The sequence below is a fragment of the Nocardioides maradonensis genome, from assembly GCF_054777115.1.
In genome coordinates, this window is record NZ_BAAHAZ010000005.1 from 232,967 (window position 1) to 252,670 (window position 19,704).

Genomic DNA, 19,704 nt, shown 5'->3' on the forward strand with positions numbered 1-19,704 from the left:
TCCGTTCCAGTTCAGAGGAGCGAGCGCCCGGCGCTCGCGAGGTATCGCTCGGCGAGCTCGATGCTGCCCGCCGTGTAGTCGGGACCGAGCTCCTGGCACTCGCGTGAGTGGGAGTGCGAACCCATCCAGGCGACCAGCAGGAGCCGCCGCAACATCGTGAACGTGGCGAGCATCGCCTCGTCCTCGGCACCGAGCTCGGTGACGGTGCGGTAGCCCCGCAACCACGCCTCCTGCCACTCACCCAGCCGCGGGTCGTGCTCGAGGAAGGACACCGCCGTGCCGAAGTCGTACATGAACCATGACCAGCCGCAGTCGTCGAAGTCGATCACGGTGGTGGTGTCGTCGTGGACCAGCAGGTTCGCCAGCCGGAGGTCGGCATGCACGAGCCCGAACCGGTCCGGGCCCTGCCCGTACTCGGCCAGGCGGGAACCCACGAGCTCGGCCGCGCGACCCAGGACGACGCGTGCCTCGTCGGTGACGCCGATCCCGTCCCGCCACCGGCCCCAGCGCGGCGTGTCACCGAGGGTGTGCTCCCAGTCCCAGGCGAACCGGGTGAAGCCCTCCGGAGCTCGCCAACTGCGCGCGTGCTCGTGCATCCGGGCGGTGATCGCACCCAGGGTCTCGAAGTCCGTCGCACGCAGGACGGTGTCGTCCGGCTCGATGCCGGGAGCGACCTCGAAGACCACGGCGTACCGCTCGGTGCCGTCGACGTCGACCTTCACGACCAGCTCGCCGTCCGGGGCGGGTACGACGGTCGACGTGGCGATCCCCGCGTCGCGCCGCAGTGCGGCCATCCATTCCAGCTCGCTGCGGATGGCGTCGAGGCCGTGGTAGCCCTCCCGGTGGACGCGCACGATCGCACGGCGATCACCTGCGCCCTCCTCCACGAGGTACGTCGCGTTCTCGGAAAGGTTGATCATTCGAAGCTGTGCGTCCTCGGCGAAGCCGTGCCGTTCCAGCGTCGCCCGAGCGACCCGGTCCTCGACGCCTGCGACCGTGGGCCCGGCCATCAGTGGTCCCGCCCCTCGACCGCTTCGAGCACCTCGGTGATGCGGTCGCGCGCGACCTTCACGTCCGCGGTGGTCCCGGCCAGGTAGAGCCGTCCGGCCGCGCCGATCATCTGCACGTCGACCACCGTGATGCCGGGCGCGACGCGCTCCGCCTCGTTGGCGGCGACGGCGGCGAAGAGCGCAGGTGTCATCTCGTACACGAGAAGAGATTGTCCCGGCATGACCATCGACCCGGACCGGTTCCTGTTCAGGATGACCGCGTGCTGGTCGCTGACGTCCTCGATGATGTCGTGATAGAGGATGCGCGGTCGGAGCTGGTCGGCCGCCGAGCTGCCGGTGCCGGCGAGCACGGCCTCGCCGGCCGCGACCACGTCCGCGAGCGAGCTGGCGTGCAGCTCGAGCACTCCGAACTGCCGCTCGACGAAGAGGATGCCGGGCTCGACGTCCGGCACCGCTCGTAGCGCCAGGTCGATGACCCGCTCGATCGCGAGCGCCGGAGCCACCTCGATGATGAGGGCATGGTCGCCGGCGAACGGCGGGTAGCCGCGGGCACGCGTGGGCGTGCCCAGGTACGCCGCGAACTGCTGCTGCAGGTCCTCGACCATGAGGTAGACCCGCAGCTCGGTGCGGGATGCGGTGTCAGTCATGTCGACTCCTCAGTCGGCATCGTCCTCGCGCGGGCGCGAGACAGGTGCGGTGGTGGGTCAGCGGGCCGAGCGTGCGCCCGTCAGCTCGCGCTCACGTCGAAGTGGTTGCCGAGCTCGACGTGCGGGCGAGGGATCACGTGGACGCTGACGAGCTCGCCGACCTGGGACGCGGTCTCCGCGCCGGCCTCGGTCGCGGCCTTCACGGCGCCGACCTCGCCGGCGATGATGACGGCCACGAGACCGTCACCGACCTCCTGGCGGTCGGTGATCGTGACGTTGGCGGCCTTGACCATGGCGTCGGCGGCGGCGAGCGCGGCCACGAAGCCCTTGGTCTCGATCATGCCGATGGCGGTGCTGGACATGTGGTCCTCCTTGTGTGGTGACGAGTCCCCGGGACGGGACTCGGGTTGGTGCCGCGCGTCGGCGACGCGGGACAGCTGCGGATGGCTCAGGACGCCGGCCCGGACGGACCGTCGATCGAGCCGATGATCAGCGCGTCGACAGGCGGCGCGCTGCCCGGGAACCAGGACGCGGCGACCGAGCCCTGGGCGACGAGGACGGACTCACCGATCCCACTGCCGAGGACGTCGAAGGCGACGAGACGTCCGCCGCCGTCGACCTCCACCTCGAGGAACGCACCGCTGGGCAGGCCCTCGATCCGCTTGGTCGACCAGACACTGCCGGTCACGACTGCTCGTTGCATCAGCGCTCCTTCTCGATGGTGACCCCCAGGGCGCGAGCCTTCTCGCGCCCCAGGGGCGTCAGCACGGCACGTGCACCGAGCACGATCCGCTTCCCGTCCTCGTGGGCCGCGGCGACCTGCCGTTCGGTCACCGCGCCGCTGCGGACCAGCAGCGCCGGGCCGGCCGGGGCACCCGGCGTACGGCGGGTGCGCAGCCGGAACCGCAACCTCCCCGCCCGGATGTCCTGACGGTTCTTCGGGTTCTCGAACAGCGCGAGGAGGCGCCGTACGAACGCGTCCAGGTCGGCATCGGTGGTGAGCTCGACCGTCTCGTCGCGGGTCCGCAGCGCGGGCGCCGTGACGTACTCACTGCCCGCGACGCCGGTCTCGTGCGCCTCCGCCGGAGGAGGCGCCTGAGGTGCGCCCGCGGGTCGGGCAGGAGCACGCAGCTCGGCAGCGACCGTCTCCGCGACCAGCTCCCGGACCACGTCCTTGACCGCATCCGCGATCAGCGGACGCAGATCGAGACCCAGCTGCGACATCAACGGCCTCGCAGGGCTTCCTCGGCGGCTGCGGCCGCCTGGCGGACGTCGGCCTCCTTGCCGGACAGGTAGACGCGCCCGGTCGCGCCGATCATCCGGTAGTCGACGACCTTGATGTCAGCGGCCTTCTCGGCCTCGTTGCACGCAACGATCGCGTACGACGCGGGCTGCACCTCGAGGACGTACATCGACTCGCCCGGCAGGACCATCGAGCCGATCTTGTTGCGGTTCACCAGGAACGCATGCTGGTGGTCGATCGAGGAGATGATCTTGCTGGCGAGGATCTGGGGCGCGACGACGTTGCCGGGGTCCGCGTCCAGCGCGTCCAGCACGCCCTCGGCGGCCGCCTTGACGGATCCGGTCTCACCGTGGAACTCGAGATAGCCGAACTGACGCTCGACGACGAGGATGCCGGCGGCCACCTCGGCGTGCTTCAGCGCGGTGTCGGTGATGGCCTCGATGTCCAGACCGGGCGCGACCTCGATGATCTGCGCCGCCATGTGCGCGCGGGGCAGGGTGCCCTTGATCCAGGTGCCGAGGTAGCACATCGTCTGCGGCTGGAGCCGGTCGATGAAGATGAAGGAACGCAGTTCTGCCATGGGTCAGCCCTTGATCAGTTGAGAGAGTTCTTCGAGGACGAGCCGCCGGACCTCGTCGCGGAACACGGCGTCCTCGCCGCGGGACGCGGCACGGGCAGACACACGTCCAGCGACGCGCTCGACGTCGATGCTCCGACCGGCCACGCCCCGCGGGTCGTTCGAGGCGATGGGGTACGCCGGCACGGGCGTGCCGTGGTCGCGCCAGGGACTCACGCCGTCGAACCGCGCCATCACCTCGGACGGATCGGCGTTGTAGGCGATCCGGGTCCAGTCGACCAGGTGCTTCGGCTGCAGGTTCTCGCCGAGCGCGCTGCGGCCGACGAAGCCCGTGCCGATCGTCATCGTCGGCGCCAGGTTGGTGTCCAGGCCCGAGCTGCCGGTGCTGTTGCCGACGTTGACCGCGACACGCAGGACGGGCACCTCCGCGGCGTACCGCATGATCGTGGCGGGGTCCTCGGAGTGGATGGCGGCGCTGTGGCCGGCGCCTGCGATCCTCACCACGGCACGAGCCGTGGCGATGCCGGACGCGACGTCGGGCACGCGGATCACGCCGAGCACCGGGGAGAGCTTCTCGTGCGTCAGCGGCTCCTCGGGCACGGCCACGTCGAAGGGCGCGAGCAGCACCTTCGTGCTCGGCCCGACCCGGACGCCGGCCTGCTGCGCGATCCAGGCCGCGTCCTTGCCGACGACCTCGACATTCAAGTGGCCGCCGGGGAACATGTAGTCGCGCAGCTTCTGGGCGGCCGGAGCGTCGAGCAGCGCGGCGCCTGCCCGTTCCATCTCCCGCAGCAGCTTGTCCGCTACCGCGTCCTCGACGACGAGCACCGACTCGTTGGTGCACAGCACCGAGTTGTCGAATGCCTTGCTGTCGACGATCCGCCGCGCGGTGGCTCGGACGTCGGCCGTCGCGTCGACCAGGACCGGCACGTTGCCGGGCCCGACACCCAGGGCCGGGTTGCCCGAGGCGTACGCCGCACGCACCACCCCGGTGCCACCCGTGGCGAGCACGACGTCGGTCCGCTCGTCCGCCATCAGCGCCTCGACCAGCGGGATAGTCGGCTCGGCGACCCACTGGACGACACCGTCGGGCGCACCGGCGCGGACAGCGGCCTCGGCAAGCAGGCTCGCTGCGTCGCTGCAGCAGCGCTTGGCCATCGGGTGGGGGCTGATCACGACCGCATTACGTGTCATCAGCGCCAGCAGGACCTTGAAGTAGACCGACGCGACGGGATTCGTCGATGGCGTGAGCGCGAGGACCACGCCGGCAGGCCGCGGAACCTCGACGATCTTCGCGTCGAGGTCGATGCGCGGGGAGACGAAGTCGTCGCCGGCGTACTGCTCGAGGATGCCGCGCGAGCACGCCTCGTTCTTGCGGACCTTGTGCTCGACCACGCCGAAGGTCGTCTCACGGACCGCGGCCTCGGCGAGCTCGCGCGCGTGGTCGTAGGCGACATCGGCCACCGCCCGCACGATCCGCTGGACGTCCGCTGCCGAGTAGGTGGCGTAGGCACGAGCGGCCCACCGGGCACGTTCGAGCAGGTGGCCGGCCGCGGCGATGCCCGTGGCGTCTGTCGTGGTCATCGAGTCGCCTTCCGACGTGAGCTGGATGCAGCCTCGGCGGCGCGCGCGATGGCGATCGCCGTCCGGTCGAGGAGCTCCTCGACCAGGTCGGGTGTCATGAGGATGCCGGGCTTGTACTGCAGGACCCGCGGGTCGAGGGTCGAGAAGATCGCCCACACGCCCAGGTCGTAGAGCTCACGCATGACGTACTTGGCGCCCTCGGGGTGGTTGAACTCCAGGCCCAGCACGACCCCGTTCTGCCGGATGCCGACGAACCAGTCGGGGAGCTCGGCCTGGATCTCGCGCAGCCGTGTGCCGACCGCGTCCGCGATGTAGTGCACCATCGAGCGGACGGCAGGTCGCTGGCTGATCTCCAGCACCTTCAGCGCAGCGACGCACCCGAGCTCGGAGCCGCCGAACGTGGAGATGTGCCCGAAGCCGTCCTCGTACAGCCAAGCGCCGGCCCGCTCGCTGAGCAGCGCGGCGGTGATCGGATAGACGCCGCCGGAGAGGCCCTTGCCCGTGACGATGATGTCCGGCTCGATGTCGTCCTTGGTGATGCACCAGAGCTCACCGGTCCGCATCAGCCCCGTCTGGACCTCGTCGGCGATGTAGAGCGCGTCGTACTTCTCGCAGAGCGCCTTGACCGCGCGGAGGTAGCCCGGTTCCGGCAGCGGGAACCCGTACGTCGCCGGGATCGACTCCATGATCACCGCGGCCACGTCCCGTCCTCGCAACGCCGCCTCCATGGCCTCGAGGTCGTTGAACGGGACCTGCGGGAACTCCTCGGGCCGGTCGGCGAGGAACAGCTTCGCGAACCTGTCGTCGCCGGTCGCGACCGCCAGGCCGGTGTGGCCGTGGTAGGCCTTGATGATCGAGACGATCTTGCGCTTCTGGGTCGCGTGCCGAGCACTCTTGAGCGCGATGTCGATGGCCTCGCCGCCTCCGGAGCCGAAGGCGACCTTGGTGATGCTCGCCGGAGCGCTCTCGACCAGGGCCTCGGAGAGCGCGGCGCGCGCCATGGAGGGGAAGTGGTGGTTGCCGACGTCGAAGTGGTCCATGGCCGCCTTGACCGCGCCCATCACCTCCGGGTTGCGGTGGCCGAGGTTGTAGGTCCCCCCGTTGAGGTGGACGTCGATCAGCCGACGCCCGTCCATGTCCCAGAGCAGGTAGTCCTCACGGCGGTCGATCACCAGATCGATGCCGCTGTCGGTCCAGAACTGTGTCTTGTCCGGGTTCCAGTACTGCTTCGACTTCTCCAAGACCTCGGCCTTGGAGTCGAAGCTGAACACGTCGTAGTCGTGCATTCGCCATCCCACCAGGTCTGCCGCCGGCCGATCGCTCGGCCCGGCGGTTCGGGCGCTTCATTCGAGGATCATCCTGATTTGGTCTGACCATTCCTGTCAATGGTTTGTTACAAGAAAATGTTTTCCTGCCAAAGGTCTTGATTTGGTCGGTCCAAAGGGACCACGATGCGACCGCCCAGTGAGCCAGCTCACGTCCGCGACAGTGCGGGCGCGGGACCGAGAGGAGAACCCATGTCCATCGAGGAGGAGGCGCAGGTGCCCACGGCGCCGGCGGGGTCGTCCGACCCGACGAGCCAGGCCGGCGTGCAGCGGCTCAAACCCAACGCGGTCGGGCTCGTCGGAGTCATCTTCATGGCGGTCGCGACAGCTGCGCCGATCACGGCCATGGTCGGCAACGTGCCGATCGCGATCGGCTTCGGCAGCGGCGCGAACGCACCTGCCGACTACCTCGTCGCCACGATCGTGCTGGGTCTGTTCGCCCTCGGATACTCGGCGATGGCCAAGCACATCACGGCCACCGGCGCCTTCTACGGCTTCATCTCCCACGGACTGGGCCGGATCGTCGGCATGGGCGCAGGAGCGCTGACCTCGCTCGCGTACGTCGTCTTCGAGGCGTCGCTGGTCGGCATCTTCTCGTTCTTCGCGAAGGGGTTCTTCGCCGAGCACCTCGGCATGGACATCTCGTGGATCTGGTACGCCCTGCTGGCTCTCGGGGTGAACGCGCTGCTCACCTACTACGACATCAACCTCACCGCGAAGGTCCTCGGCGTCTTCCTGGTGACCGAGATCGTCATGCTCGGCGCAATGGCCGTCTCCATCTTCGTCAACGGCGGCGGTCCCCAGGGCTGGTCGCTCGGCTCCCTCAACCCGGTCAACGCCTTCCACGGCCTGTCCGGCAACGTCGCCGACGTGAGCCACCCCGGAGCCACGATCGCCGTCGCCGGCTCGGCGGGCATCGGCCTGTTCTTCGCGTTCTGGTCGTGGGTCGGGTTCGAGTCCACCGCGATGTACGGCGAGGAGTCGCGCAACCCGAAGAAGATCATCCCCCGTGCCACGATGCTCTCGGTCCTGGGCATCGGGATCTTCTACGTCATCGTCAGCTGGTCCGCCATCGTCGGCACCGGCCCGCAGAACGCGGTGGCCCTCGCCCAGGACACCAACGTGGCGGGCGACATCTTCTTCGGCCCGGTACGCCAGCACCTCGGGGAGTGGGCCGTCGTGGTCTTCCAGTTCCTCCTGATGACCGGCTCCTACGCCTGTGGCATGGCCTTCCACAACTGCGCGTCCCGCTACATCTACGCGATCGGTCGCGAGGACCTGATCCCCGGCTTCGGCCGCACGCTCGGGGCTGCGCACCCGCGGCACGGCTCGCCGTACTTCGCCGGTTTCACCCAGACCGCGATGGCGACGGCCATCGTCGGCTTCTTCTTCCTGACCGGCCGCGACCCATACGGTCAGCTGTACGGCCTGATGGCCATCATGGGCACCACCGCGATCCTCATCGTGCAGGCCCTGGCCGCGTTCTCCTGCGTCTCGTACTTCCACGTGCTGAAGAAGCACCCCGAGACGGCGAACTGGTTCCGGACCCTCGTCGCGCCGCTGATCGGCGGCATCGGCATGGTCTACGTGATCTACCTGCTCATCGAGAACGCCGGCTTCGCCGCCGGCAGCGCCGCGAACGACATCATCTTCAAGATGTCCCCGTGGGTCGTCGGCGTGGCCGGCATCGGCGGCATCGGTTTCGCCCTGTGGGCACGCAAGTTCGCCCCCGAACGGTTCGAGATCATCGGTCGCGTCGTTCTCGACGACACCCAGGAACGCATCTGACCAGGAAGCGCTCGTACGTCGCCCGCAGGCCCCTTCCCGGGGCCGCGGGCGCACGTCGTGTCGGACGTTGCGCGCGACAACGCGGCGATGCAGCACTACCGTCGTGATGAACAGATCGCAGGAGCTCGCGGCACCCTGCTCGACGCGTACGCTGGAGTACGTCAGGAGGAGCGTCCCATGGGCAACGTCGTCTCGCCCGTCGACCTGATCGCCGACATCGCGGCGATCTGCGCCGAGCCCGCGCCCGCCGCCGACCGCGCAGCGGCGGTGCTCGAGCGGCTGCACAGGGCGATCCCCTTCGAGGCGGCCGCGCTCGCGGCGTACGACCCGGTCGAGCGCACCCACGTCACCGTTTCGGCAGTCAACTACGAGGACACGGTCCTCACCTACCTCAACGAGGGCTTCGTCTCCGAGGACCCCGCGTGGCAGACGATGCGCTACCGCAACCCCACGCCGTTGCGCTGGTGCGACATCCCCGGCTACCAGGCGATGTTCAGCGCCCACGAGGTGCTCATGCCGGCAGGGTTCCGCGAGGGCAGCACCACCTGCATGTTCACCCGCGACGGCCGCTACACGGGCGCGCTGCACCTCAACTCCGACACTCCCCTCCCGATCAGCGACAGTGCCGTCGACGTGCTCGCGGCGCTGCAGCGGGTCATCGCGCCGGTCGTCGACGCGCTGGCCCCGGCCGCGCTCCCGAGCTGGCGACAGCTGGTCGCCGACGCGGACGCGTCCGCGATGATGACCCTCGACGGGCACCTGGTCGACCTCGACGACGGCCAGCGGGGGGAGATCCTGGCCGACGGAGCACCGCTGGCCCGCGAGCTCGTCGCCCTCGGCCCCGACGGCCTTCCGCACCGCTACTTCTGGACGAGTCGGGACGGGCGCTGCCACGAGGTCCGGCTCACCCGGTTGGCGGGAGGCACCGTCGTGACGGTGCGCCGCGCCGGAGCACCGCACAGCCTCAGCCCGCGCGAGGTCGAGGTCCTGAGCCTCCTCGCCGAAGGGCTGGCCAATCCCGAGATCGCCCGGGTCCTGTCCCTCAGCCCGCGAACGGTGGCGACCCACGTCGAGCACATCCTCGCCAAGCTCGGTTGCGCGACCCGTGTGGCAGCGGCGAGCAAGGCGGTGGCCGAGGGGATCGTCCCGATCCCGGTCCTCGACCACCGCCCTCTCCACTGATCCTCCCGCGTCCGGACGAGCGGCTCAGCCGACCGTGACCGGGGTGCCGATCGACCAGCCCCCGTCGACCATCAGGTTCTCGCCGCAGATGTGGTCGGCGAGCGAGCTGCTGAGGAACAGCACCGCGTTCGCGATGTCCTGGGGTACCGCCCAGCGCCCGCGCGGCGTCTGCGCGGCGAGCGCGCTGTGCGTCGCCTCGTCGTACAGGGCCGTCATCTGGGTCTCGACGAAACCGGGCGCGACGGCGTTGACGTTGATGCCTTCGGCCGCGTAGTCGAGGCCGACCTGCCGGGTGAAGTTCGCGACGGCGCCCTTGCCGGCGCAGTACGCCGCGAAGCCCGGGTTGCCGCGGAACGCGCTGATCGAGCTGATGTTGACGATCTTGCCCGGGCGGTGCGCCGCTCGCAGCCCCCGCACCATCGCCCGCGTGCAGTAGAAGGTGCCGTGCACGTTGACGTTGAACTGCGAGTGCCAGGTGTCGTCGTCGGTCTCGTCGACCGAGCCCTCGCGGAGGATGCCCGCGTTGTTCACCAGGATGTCGAGACCACCGGTGCGCTCGACGAGGTCGGCGAAGACCGCGTCGACGTTGCGGCTCGAGGTGACGTCAAGCCGGACGAACTCGGCCTTGCCGCCCTGGGCGCCGATCAGGTCGACGGTCGAGTCGCCGCCCTCGCGCGCCTCCTCGGTGAGGTCGGCGACGTACACCGTGGCACCCGCCTCGGCCAGTGTCAGCGCGATCGCCCGGCCGATGCCCGATGCACCGCCCGTGACCACCGCGAACTTCTCGTTGAGGTCGATCATGGGAGTTCCTTTCACTCGTTGACGCCGCACCAGTCGAGTGCGAGCGCTGCGTAGGTGCGGGCGGCGGTGTGCACCTCGTCGATGAGGCAGTACTCGTCGTCGGCGTGCGCCACCCGGAGGTCGCCGGGCCCGTAGCTGATCGACGGGATGCCGGCGGCGGTGAGGAAGCTGCAGTCCTCGACCGCGCAGAAACCCGCCACCTGCGCCGGGCCCTGGTACGGCGTGTTCCCGGCGACCAGCTCGTGCGCCGACGCGACCGCAGCCGTGATGTCGTGGGCCGCCGGACCGGGGTCGTTCGCCGGCCAGTTGAGCTTCCACTCCACGACCGGCGGGTTCTCGCGCAGCCAGCCGTCGGTGCGCGCGATCGCGTCGATCTGGGCCTGCACCTCCGCCTTGACGACCTCAGGGTCGTCCTGGGGCGGGTACCAGATGCAGTACTCGATGGTCATGTACTCGGAGAGGATGAACGGCACGAGCACGCCGTGCGGGCCACCCTGCACAACACCCGGGTGGATCGTGAAGTGACCCGGGGCGAACAGCGGGTGGGTCTTGGTGAAGGCCCACTCGTCCTCGAGCCGTCGCATCGCCTCGAAGACGAGCATCCCCTTGTCGATCGCATTGACCCCGACGGCACTGCCGCCACCGCCGGCGCGGATGGTCTGCCCGCGCATGGAGGAGTGCGTCGCCTTGCCACGCACGGTGACCGAGAACCAGAGCAGGCCGGGCGTCACCGGTATGACCCCGAGGGTGGTCGGCCCGCTCGGCTCGGCGAAGACCGCCGCATCGGCGCGGTAGCCGTGATCCAGCGTGGAGCTCACTCCGCACTCGTGGTCCATGACCTCCTCGCCCACGACGGCCTGGATGATCAGGTCGCCGCGCAGCGAGACACCGGCCCGCTCGAGGGCTTTGACCGCGAAGGCCTGGGCGACCAGACCCGCCTTCATGTCGCTCGCGCCGCGGCCCCAGATCCGGTCGCCGTCGATCCGCCCGGAGAACGGCGTACCACTCTCCCAACGGTCGGGGTTGCCCGGAGGTACGACGTCGACGTGCCCGTTGAAGATCAGCGACCTGCCGCCGCCGGAGCCCTTCAGCGTGCCGACCGCGTTGTCACGCCCCGGCTCGACCGCCCAGGTCTCGACGTCGGCGCCGGCGTCCTGGTAGACCTCCGCGACCAGCCGCGACACCCGCCCCTCGAGGCCGACGACGTCGTCGTACACCTGGCCGGGGTACTTCGGGTTGACGCTCGGGATTGCGATGACCTCCGAGAGGGTGCGGACCATGTCCTCCTTGAGTGCGTCGACGGCGTCGAGGACCCGGTCGGCCGTCGTGCGCTCGTGGGTTGTCTCGGTCATGACAGATTCCTTTCTCGAGATGGTCGGTCGATCAGCGCTGGGCGGCGGCGAGCGGACGCTTCGAGCCGGACCGGCCGGCCTCGAAGAGCTCGTCGATGCGAGCACTCTCGACGCGGTCGTTCGGCCGGGCGAGGCTGAGGACGACGTACACCACGAGGTTCACGCCGAGGGCGAGGACACCGCTGGTGAGGCTGCCCAGGCCGGGCATGTCGTCGGGGTACTTCCACGTCAGCACCGCGGCCGTCACGAATCCGATGACCATCGAGGACAGGGCCGCCAGACGCGTGCCCCGCTTCCAGAACAGGCCGAGGAACATCGGCACGGCCAGCTGGACGATGCCCTGGTAGGACATCTGCGCGAGGAGCTGGAGCCGCGGGTAGTTGAAGGCGAGGTAGGCCACGACGGCCGAGGCGCCCATGTAGAAGACCATCGAGCCCTTGGCCAGGACCTTCAGCTGGAAGTCGCTGCGCGGCGAGATGACGTGGACGATGTCGTTGGCGATCTGCGCACCGCACACCTGCACGCATCCGTCGATCCAGCCCATGCTCGCGGCCAGCACGATCACCAGCGCCATGCCGAGCAGCCACTGGCCGCCGCGGTCGTAGAGCACGCTGAACCAGCCGTCCTGCGGCGCGGCCGCGACGTCGACGACGGACGCGGCAGCGAGGGCCACCAGGGTCAGCATCAGGTAGAAACCGCCCGCGACGAACATCGTCTGCAGGGTGCCCTTCTTGACGCTGCGGACGCCCTTGGCGGTGTAGATCCGCTGGTAGCTGGTCGGCCAGCAGAGCGAGCCGATGACACCGGTGGCGATGAGCGAGAAGAGGTACCAGGGGCCATAGGTCCCCCCGTCGCCAGGAACCCGGAGCAGGCCGTCGGACAGGTGGCCGATGGCGCCGAAACCGCCGGAGTGGGCGGGACCGAACAGGATGCCGAGGCAGACGAGCGCCGACAGGCCGTAGGCGACCAGGCCCTGCACCAGGTCGGTGATGACCAGGCCGCGCATGCCCATCTGCACGGTCCAGAACTGACGGACCGCGATGACCGCCACGCCCACGATCAGGCAGGTGGTCACGGACCAATGCCCGAAGCTGGCGAACCGGAAGATCAGGCCCATCGCCTGCATACCGAGCACGATCCACGGGAACAGGCAGACCACGCCGATGGCGCTCGCGATCACCCGGACCGCCTTGGAGTCGTAGCGCAGGCCGAGCATGTCGGGCTGGGTGCGCAGGTCGTACCGCTTGCCCCACAGCCAGGCCTTCTCCGCCATCAGGTACATCGCGGTGACGCCGAGCAGCGAGTAGGCCAGCGCGTAGAAGCCGAGCACGCCGGCGGACACGCTCAGGCCGAAGAAGGCGGTGTACGTCGCGCCGGGCCACCACGAGTTCGTGTACGACATCGCGATGAACCAGCTGCCGAAGGAGCGGCCGCCGACCGCGTAGTCGGTGAACGACTTGGCGCCGCGGTTGGTGGCGTAGAGGACGCCGATGATGAGCACGAAGAACGCGGCCAGCAGGCCCAGGGTCACGGCCATCGAGCCGTGCATGGTGGTCATCGCGCGACCTCGTCGTACTCGTCGCCGACCTCGCCGCGGATGTTCTCGAAGACCCACAGCAGGCTCACTGCGGCCACCGCGAGCAGGGCGTCGACGATCCAGTACAGGACGCTGACCGGTACCCCGAGGACGAGCGTGGCGTGGCCGCTGCCGGCCAGGTAGAACGGCGGCGCGACGGCCAGCAGGATGCTGGTGCCGAAGAGGGCCCAGAAGATGCCCATCTTCGTCCTGCTCGACATTGATCTGATGGCTGATGTCATTGGAACCTCCGAAGCACGGAACTGAGTTCCTGCGAACGTAAGCTCCGGCGACCCCGCTCCGGCATCGGTCGGAATGCGCGAATCACCCGCCCTCCGCCCCTCGGGAATCCGTCAATTGACGGATGCCGCGAGGCGGTCGACGGGTGATTCGATGCAGGGCTCTCCTGGTGGGCTCAGCCGTCGGTGCGCGACCGCAGCCCCAGCACCCCCGCCGAGATGCAGGCCAGGGCGACGGCGGCGGTGAACCACGGGAACACCGCGGCCAGGCCCCAGGTCGTGGCGGCCCAGCCGGCGAGGATAGTGGGGACGGCCATGGCGCCGTACGCGAGCAGGTAGTACGCCGACATGACCTCGCCGCGGCGGCCGGCCGGCACGACGCCGCCGAGGTGGCGCAGCGATCCACCGAACGCGAGTCCGAACGCGAGCCCCATGATCACCGCCGCGCCGGCCACCAGCACCGGCCGGTGGGTGTCGAGCGCGGCGACGCTCAGGCCGAGGGCGGCGGCCGTGGTGAAGTCGCCGATGATCGCGGCCCGGCGCGGGACGAGCCGGCCTCCGAACGCCTGGCTCACCGCGGCGGCGCCCGCCATCGCGGCGACCACGAGGCCGCCGAAGACGAGGCTGTGCATGCCGGTCTTCTGCCCGGCGAACGCGGGGAACAGCGACAGGTAGACCCCGAGCACCGACCACGCCGCCATCACGCCGAGCACCGAGAACCGGAAGTCCGCCCGGATGCTCGCCGGTACGCCGGGGCGGGCGATCCGCAGCGGCGCGGACCCGCGCCCGGCGTGCGGCTCGGGGACGCCCAGCAGCGCGAACAGCAGGACGAGGACGACCAGCGCGACGACGGCGTACGGCGTCACGAGCGGGTCGGGCGCGTACTGCGCGAGGAGCGCGGCGCCGAGGATCGTGACCGCCATGCCGACGTTGAACATGATCCCGGTCAGGTGGCCGCTGCGGGCTCCGTGCTCCGGACGCAGGTCGAGGAGAGCGGCGGAGCCGACCACGACCGTCGTACCGACGGCGGCGCCGTGCAGGGCACGGGCCACGATGAGCGCGGCCACGCCGTGGGCCGTCATGAACACGGCCAGCCCGACGATCATCGCGACGACCGCACCGACGAGCAGCGGCTTGCGGCCGACCCGGTCGGACACGACGCCGGCGAGCAGGACCGCCGCGAGGGCGCCGAAGGCGTAGACCGCGAACACGACGGTCGTGGTGATCGGCGCGAGCTGGAACTTGGCCTCGTAGAGCCCGTAGAGCGGCGCCGGTGCACCGGAGACGCCCAGGGCGACGGCCATCAGCGCGATGAACAGGGGGTACGCCGGAACAGCCCGCGCCCGGCGGATGGAGAGCGTGCTCATGGGAATGCCTCTCGTCCGGATGGTGTTCGATGGGTGTCGAACCACGACACAGACGACAAGTTCGATCACCATCGAACTATTCCGAGGAGGGCATGATGCGTGCCACGGATCCGGCCAGCGACCTGAGCAGGGACAGCGAGCTGACCCCGGTCGCCGGCCTGCAGGACGTGCTCGCCGCGCTCGCCGACCCGGTCCGGCTCGAGATGGTGCGCCGCCTGGCCGGCACCGACGGTCCGGTCGCCTGCAGCGCCCTCTACGACGGCATCGGCAAGTCCACCGCGAGCCACCACTTCAAGACGCTGCGCGAGGCCGGCGTCATCCAGCGGGTCGTCATCGGCGGCAACACCCACCAGCGGCTGCGCCGCGAGGACGTCGAGGCGGCGTACCCAGGCGTGCTGTCCGCGATCGTCCGCGCCGCCGACTGACGGCACGAATTACGTATCAACCCGGTGACCTCCGGGGTCCTTCCCTCGTTGACTCGGCACGACGCGCCCGAGCACCCAGGAAGGCGGACCGTCATGAGCACCCAGACCGACACCACGACGGTCAGCCGCATCCGCACGATGCTGCTCGAGCTCGCCCGCAGCGAGGAGGCCCTCGCCGCGGACGAGCTGGCGGCGACGCCGTACTGGTCCTCGACGCCGGCCACGGTCGTCGGCCACCGCGACGCGGCCGCCGCGCTGCGCTCGGCGGCCGACCTGCTCATCGCCGGCTGACCCCGAAGACTCCGCTCCCTCCGGCAACACCACCGATCCCCGGCCCTCGACGAGGACCGGGGATCGGCGCGTTGCGGGGTACGTCGGCATCAGTCGAGCAGGGCCGTGACCGTGCCGGCGGCGACGGTGCGCCCACCCTCACGGACGGCGAACCCCAGACCGACCTCCATCGCGACCGCCTTGCCGAGCTGGACGACCACCGCGGCCGTGTCGCCCGGCATGACCACGTCCCGGTCCTGCAGCTCGATCGCCCCGGAGACGTCGGTCGTCCGGATGAAGAACTGCGGACGGTAGTCGGCCGCGAACGGCGTGTGCCGGCCACCCTCCGCCGCGCTCAGCGCGTGCAGGTCCGCGGCGAAGCGCGCGTGCGGCGTCACCGAGCCCGGGACGACGAGCACCTGGCCACGGCGTACGTCCTCGCGGCGGACGCCACGCAGCAGGACCGCAGCGTTGTCGCCGGCCTGGACCTCGTCGAGCGTGCGGCCGAACGTCTCCAGCCCGGTCGCCACGCTCGCGACGGTCGGGCCGAGACCCACGACCTCGACCGCGTCGCCCACCCGCAGCGTGCCGCGCTCGACCGCACCGGTCACGACCGTCCCGCGACCGCTGATGGTCAGGACGTTCTCGATCGGCATCAGGAACGGGTCGCCGACCGAGCGCTGCGGCAGCGGCACGTAGTCGTCGACGGCCTGGAGCAGGTCGAGGACGGACTGCGTCCACCGCGGGTCGCCCTCGAGCGCCTGAAGCGCCGAGACGCGGACGACGGGCACCTCGTCGCCGGGGAACCCGTACTCGCCGAGGAGCTCGCGCACCTCGAGCTCGACCAGGTCGAGCAGCTCCGCGTCCTGCACGGCGTCGGACTTGTTGAGCGCGACGACCAGGTACGGCACGCCCACCCGCCGCGCGAGCAGCACGTGCTCGCGGGTCTGCGGCATCGCGCCGTCCTGCGCGGACACGACGAGGATCGCGGCGTCCACCTGGGCGGCGCCGGTGATCATGTTCTTGACATAGTCGGCGTGCCCGGGCATGTCGACGTGGGCGTAGTGACGGGTCGCCGTCGCGTACTCGACGTGGGCGATGTTGATGGTGATCCCCCGCTGGACCTCCTCCGGCGCCCGGTCGATGCCGGCGAAGGCGACGAAGGTGTTCTGGTCCGGGTCGGCGTCCGCGAGCACCTTGGTGATCGCGGCGGTCAACGTGGTCTTGCCGTGGTCGACGTGTCCCATCGTCCCGATGTTGAGGTGCGGCTTGGTGCGCACGAACTGGCTCTTGGCCATGGTGGTGCTTCCTGTGAGTCGGTACGTCGGCGTACGACGGATGCGCGGCGGCGTGCCGACGGTGCCGCCCGCCCGGGGCCGGAGGAAGGACGACCCTCCTCCTTCAGCCCCGCTGGAACGGGAGGAGGGTCAGCGTCGCGCGCCGGCCGCCGGGATGATCGCGATGGCCGCATCCGCGCAGGGCTCGACGCCCGACAGGAGACCTGCCGGGAGAGCGGTGCGGGCGGCGTGCATGGCCAGGACGGTACGGCGACGGCCGGCCGGCTCGCCACCGGTTTTGCGGCTCCTGCGCGCGCCCTTGACCAGCGGTGTAATGATGATTACATGATTACAAACGAACTCGCGGAGCGGGTGCGCGGCTGGTTCACCGGCCGCCTCCCCGAGGACTGGACGAGCGCGGCACCGCGGATCACCGTGGACCGCGAGGAGATCACGGTGGTGCTGACGATCGCCGACGCGAACGTGACGGACGACGCCTCGCCCGCCGAGGCGGCCGAGACGCGGGCCGGACGTGCGCGGGCGTTCCGCGAGAACACCCGCGAGGCGCGGATGGAGATCGCCCGCGAGGCCCAGCACCGCTTCGAGCGCAAGGTGTCGTGGGGCGTCGTGGTCGGGGAGCACGAGGAGCTGTGGACCCACGTCGCGGCGCCGGTGATGACCCGGCTTCGGCAGCCCCAGCGGCTGGTGCTCGACACCCTGGTCGAGGCCGGCGTCGCGAAGTCCCGCGCCGACGCCCTGGCGTGGTGCGTGCGCCTGGTCGGCCAGCACCAGGACGAGTGGCTGGAGCAGCTGCGCACCGCGATGCAGTCGGTCGCCGACGTACGGAAGAACGGGCCGCAGGCCTGACGAGCGGAGAAGGCTAGGGTGCGGCCATGCCGCACCTGACCGCCGAGCATCGCGCCTGGATCGACGAGGCGGTACGCCGGGTCGAGGCCGACGCGCAGCGGTCGGCCGACACCCACCTGCACGCCGTGGCGCTGCCGGGCGGCAGCGACGTCCAGCTGTACCTGAAGGACGAGTCGGTCCACCCCACCGGATCGCTCAAGCACCGGCTCGCGCGGTCGCTGTTCCTCTACGCGCTCTGCAACGGGTGGCTGCACGCCGGCTCCACGGTGGTCGAGGCGTCGTCGGGCTCGACCGCCGTGTCCGAGGCCTACTTCGCGCGGCTCCTGGGCCTGCCGTTCGTGGCCGTGATGACCTCCTCGACGTCGCCGGAGAAGGTCGGCCTGATCGAGTGGTACGGCGGCCGCTGCCATTTCGTCGACACCCCCTCCGAGGTGTACGACGCCGCGCGCGACCTCGCCGCCGAGCTCGGCGGCCACTACATGGACCAGTTCACCTACGCCGAGCGGGCGACCGACTGGCGCGGCAACAACAACATCGCGGAGTCGATCTTCGACCAGCTCTCCCGCGAGCTGCACCCGGTGCCGGCCTGGATCGTGGTGTCCGCCGGCACCGGCGGCACGTCCGCGACGATCGGCCGCTACCTGCGCTACCGCCGGCTCCCCACCCGGCTGCTCGTCGCCGACCCCGAGGGCTCGGCCTTCTACCAGGGCTGGCTCGACGACACCTCGACCGCGGAGGCGCGTGGCTCGATGATCGAGGGAATCGGACGCCCCCGGGTGGAACCCTCGTTCGTCGGCGGGGTCGTGGACGACATGGTCCGGGTGCCCGACGCCGCGTCGATCGCAACCATGCGCTGGCTCTCCGAGCGGCTCGGCCGCAAGGTCGGCCCGTCCACCGGCACCAACGTCTGGGCGGCGCTCGGCGTCATGGCCTCGATGCGGTCGCGCGGCGTCGAGGGGTCCGTGGTCACGCTGCTCTGCGACGCGGGCGAGCGCTACCTGTCGTCGTACTACGACGACGCGTGGGTGGCGGCGAAGGGCATCGACCTGGCGCCGTACGCGACCGCGCTGGCGGCGTACGACGCGAGCGGCGAGCTGGCCGTTCCGTAGCCGTCAGCGGTCGCGGGCGTCGTGGTCGCGCAGCCGCGCGAGCATCCGGTTGTAGGCCTCGAGCGCCTCGTCGCTGTCGGCGTCCACCAGGCCCGCGTCGACGTCGGCGCCGCTCTGCTCGACGTGGCTGATCAGCGTGGCGCGGCGCGCGCCCTCCATCCAGCTGCCCGTCATGTTCTGCCGCTTCGACGGCGACGTGACCGCGCTGATCATGATGCCGACGGCGACGATCATCATCAGGCCGTCACCCGCCGCCCACATCAGCCCACCGGCGACGTGGACGTCGTCGACCGCGGCCAGCGCCCAGTCCGGCCGCATCCCCAGCATCACCGGGAACGGCGCGTGGTTCGTCTGCAGCAGCACCACCCCGACCAGGGTGTCGGGCACCATCGCGATGAACAGCAGGATCAGCCGGAACAGGTACGACGGGTTCGACCCGATCGGCTCCTCGCCCATCAGCGGCAGGAAGAACAGGAACCCGGCGACGACGTACAGGACCTGCTCGGAGGTCATCAGCCAGGCGTGCTGGGCCATCTGGTCCATGAAGCCGGTGAGGTGGGTGGCGACGATCGTGCCGGCGTACACGACCATGCCGGTGGCGGGCTGGGAGATCCAGCTGAGCGGGAAGCGACGGAGCTCGGCGCGCAGCCGCTCCTGGCGCGCGGGCGGCAGCGCCTCGACGATCACCGTGACGGGGTGCCCGAGGACGAGCAGGGCCGGCACCACCATGATCAACGTGAGGTGCAGGACCATGTGCATCCAGAACAGCGACATGGCGTAGGCGCCGACCGCCGACGCGACGGTCACCCACAGCAGTGCCGCGCCCCCGATGAAGCAGGCGACTCGCCAGCCGCGCACGGTGGACGCGGCGCCCGCGCGGCGGCGGGCGTAGAGGTACGCCGCGACCAGCAGCAGGCAGGCCGCCAGCCAGCCGGGCTCGAGCTGCCAGGTGCCGGCGAACCGGCCCCAGGTCAGCTGCGGCAGACCGCCACCCATGTCCATGCCGCCCATATCCATGCCGTCCACTGCGCCTCCGCCTCACTCGTGCTCGCGACCAGCATCTCC

At 70.3% G+C, this 19,704-nt stretch carries 21 protein-coding genes; 6 read left to right on the top strand and 15 right to left on the bottom strand.

Annotated elements, in window-relative coordinates; translation table 11 throughout:
• Positions 1–11 precede the first annotated feature (11 nt).
• The 8 genes from ACYVAQ_RS07825 to ACYVAQ_RS07860 form a co-directional block, all read right to left on the bottom strand.
• Positions 12–1,010 carry a phosphotransferase enzyme family protein gene (locus ACYVAQ_RS07825; protein ID WP_460787952.1) on the bottom strand — a complete coding sequence of 333 codons (999 nt, stop codon included), beginning with the start codon at positions 1,008–1,010 and terminating at the stop codon, positions 12–14.
• A complete protein-coding gene (locus ACYVAQ_RS07830) occupies positions 1,010–1,657 on the bottom strand; it encodes a hypothetical protein (RefSeq protein WP_460787953.1) in 648 nt (215 codons plus the stop codon). Before ACYVAQ_RS07830 ends, ACYVAQ_RS07825 begins: the two co-directional genes overlap by 1 nt.
• An 80-nt stretch (positions 1,658–1,737) precedes the next feature.
• On the bottom strand, positions 1,738–2,019 hold the full coding sequence (locus tag ACYVAQ_RS07835) for a BMC domain-containing protein (RefSeq protein WP_460787954.1): 282 nt from the start codon (positions 2,017–2,019) through the stop codon (positions 1,738–1,740).
• Positions 2,020–2,105: 86 nt separating this feature from the next.
• Entirely contained in the window at positions 2,106–2,360 is a 255-nt protein-coding gene (locus ACYVAQ_RS07840; protein ID WP_460787955.1) for a EutN/CcmL family microcompartment protein, read from the bottom strand.
• Complete coding sequence (locus tag ACYVAQ_RS07845) at positions 2,360–2,881, bottom strand: hypothetical protein (protein ID WP_460787956.1); 522 nt, start codon at positions 2,879–2,881, stop codon at positions 2,360–2,362. The genes ACYVAQ_RS07840 and ACYVAQ_RS07845 overlap by 1 nt, the downstream gene beginning before the upstream one ends.
• On the bottom strand, positions 2,881–3,480 hold the full coding sequence (locus tag ACYVAQ_RS07850; RefSeq protein ID WP_460787957.1) for a BMC domain-containing protein: 600 nt from the start codon (positions 3,478–3,480) through the stop codon (positions 2,881–2,883). Before ACYVAQ_RS07850 ends, ACYVAQ_RS07845 begins: the two co-directional genes overlap by 1 nt.
• A gap of 3 nt (positions 3,481–3,483) precedes the next feature.
• The gene (locus ACYVAQ_RS07855; RefSeq protein WP_460787958.1) at positions 3,484–5,061 is read right to left on the bottom strand and encodes an aldehyde dehydrogenase family protein; all 1,578 of its coding nucleotides are present in this window, start codon (positions 5,059–5,061) and stop codon (positions 3,484–3,486) included.
• Positions 5,058–6,347, bottom strand: coding sequence for a class-III pyridoxal-phosphate-dependent aminotransferase (locus ACYVAQ_RS07860; protein WP_460787959.1), 1,290 nt, complete (start codon positions 6,345–6,347; stop codon positions 5,058–5,060). Before ACYVAQ_RS07860 ends, ACYVAQ_RS07855 begins: the two co-directional genes overlap by 4 nt.
• 231 nt (positions 6,348–6,578) lie before the next feature.
• On the opposite strand from ACYVAQ_RS07860, the gene ACYVAQ_RS07865 reads away from it, so the two are divergent.
• Entirely contained in the window at positions 6,579–8,174 is a 1,596-nt protein-coding gene (locus ACYVAQ_RS07865; protein ID WP_460787960.1) for an APC family permease, read from the top strand.
• A gap of 177 nt (positions 8,175–8,351) precedes the next feature.
• The gene (locus tag ACYVAQ_RS07870) at positions 8,352–9,356 is read left to right on the top strand and encodes a helix-turn-helix transcriptional regulator (RefSeq protein ID WP_460787961.1); all 1,005 of its coding nucleotides are present in this window, start codon (positions 8,352–8,354) and stop codon (positions 9,354–9,356) included.
• A gap of 24 nt (positions 9,357–9,380) precedes the next feature.
• On the opposite strand, the gene ACYVAQ_RS07875 is transcribed toward ACYVAQ_RS07870, so the two are convergent.
• The 5 genes from ACYVAQ_RS07875 to ACYVAQ_RS07895 form a co-directional block, all read right to left on the bottom strand.
• A complete protein-coding gene (locus ACYVAQ_RS07875; protein WP_460787962.1) occupies positions 9,381–10,157 on the bottom strand; it encodes an SDR family NAD(P)-dependent oxidoreductase in 777 nt (258 codons plus the stop codon).
• Between the two features lie 11 nt (positions 10,158–10,168).
• Entirely contained in the window at positions 10,169–11,509 is a 1,341-nt protein-coding gene (locus ACYVAQ_RS07880; protein ID WP_460787963.1) for a M20 family metallopeptidase, read from the bottom strand.
• Positions 11,510–11,540: 31 nt separating this feature from the next.
• Positions 11,541–13,067 carry a sodium:solute symporter family protein gene (locus ACYVAQ_RS07885; RefSeq protein ID WP_460787964.1) on the bottom strand — a complete coding sequence of 509 codons (1,527 nt, stop codon included), beginning with the start codon at positions 13,065–13,067 and terminating at the stop codon, positions 11,541–11,543.
• On the bottom strand, positions 13,064–13,288 hold the full coding sequence (locus ACYVAQ_RS07890; protein ID WP_460787965.1) for a hypothetical protein: 225 nt from the start codon (positions 13,286–13,288) through the stop codon (positions 13,064–13,066). Before ACYVAQ_RS07890 ends, ACYVAQ_RS07885 begins: the two co-directional genes overlap by 4 nt.
• A gap of 212 nt (positions 13,289–13,500) precedes the next feature.
• Positions 13,501–14,691 (bottom strand): MFS transporter, encoded by a 1,191-nt coding sequence (locus tag ACYVAQ_RS07895; protein WP_460787966.1) that lies wholly within the window; start codon positions 14,689–14,691, stop codon positions 13,501–13,503.
• Positions 14,692–14,786: 95 nt separating this feature from the next.
• Here ACYVAQ_RS07895 and ACYVAQ_RS07900 point away from each other — a divergent pair, with 95 nt between their 5' ends.
• Positions 14,787–15,116: an ArsR/SmtB family transcription factor gene (locus ACYVAQ_RS07900; protein ID WP_460787967.1), complete on the top strand. Its 330-nt coding sequence runs from the start codon at positions 14,787–14,789 to the stop codon at positions 15,114–15,116.
• A gap of 93 nt (positions 15,117–15,209) precedes the next feature.
• Positions 15,210–15,407: a hypothetical protein gene (locus ACYVAQ_RS07905; protein WP_460787968.1), complete on the top strand. Its 198-nt coding sequence runs from the start codon at positions 15,210–15,212 to the stop codon at positions 15,405–15,407.
• Positions 15,408–15,496: 89 nt separating this feature from the next.
• Here ACYVAQ_RS07905 and tuf read toward each other — a convergent pair whose 3' ends face one another.
• Positions 15,497–16,684, bottom strand: coding sequence for an elongation factor Tu (gene tuf, locus ACYVAQ_RS07910; protein WP_460787969.1), 1,188 nt, complete (start codon positions 16,682–16,684; stop codon positions 15,497–15,499).
• 324 nt (positions 16,685–17,008) lie between these two features.
• On the opposite strand from tuf, the gene ACYVAQ_RS07915 reads away from it, so the two are divergent.
• Together ACYVAQ_RS07915 and ACYVAQ_RS07920 are read left to right on the top strand one after the other, a co-directional pair.
• Positions 17,009–17,530 carry a hypothetical protein gene (locus ACYVAQ_RS07915; RefSeq protein ID WP_460787972.1) on the top strand — a complete coding sequence of 174 codons (522 nt, stop codon included), beginning with the start codon at positions 17,009–17,011 and terminating at the stop codon, positions 17,528–17,530.
• A gap of 26 nt (positions 17,531–17,556) precedes the next feature.
• Positions 17,557–18,639, top strand: coding sequence for a PLP-dependent cysteine synthase family protein (locus ACYVAQ_RS07920; protein ID WP_460787974.1), 1,083 nt, complete (start codon positions 17,557–17,559; stop codon positions 18,637–18,639).
• Positions 18,640–18,642: 3 nt separating this feature from the next.
• On the opposite strand, the gene ACYVAQ_RS07925 is transcribed toward ACYVAQ_RS07920, so the two are convergent.
• Positions 18,643–19,656 carry a cytochrome c oxidase assembly protein gene (locus ACYVAQ_RS07925; RefSeq protein WP_460788104.1) on the bottom strand — a complete coding sequence of 338 codons (1,014 nt, stop codon included), beginning with the start codon at positions 19,654–19,656 and terminating at the stop codon, positions 18,643–18,645.
• Positions 19,657–19,704: the final 48 nt, after the last annotated feature.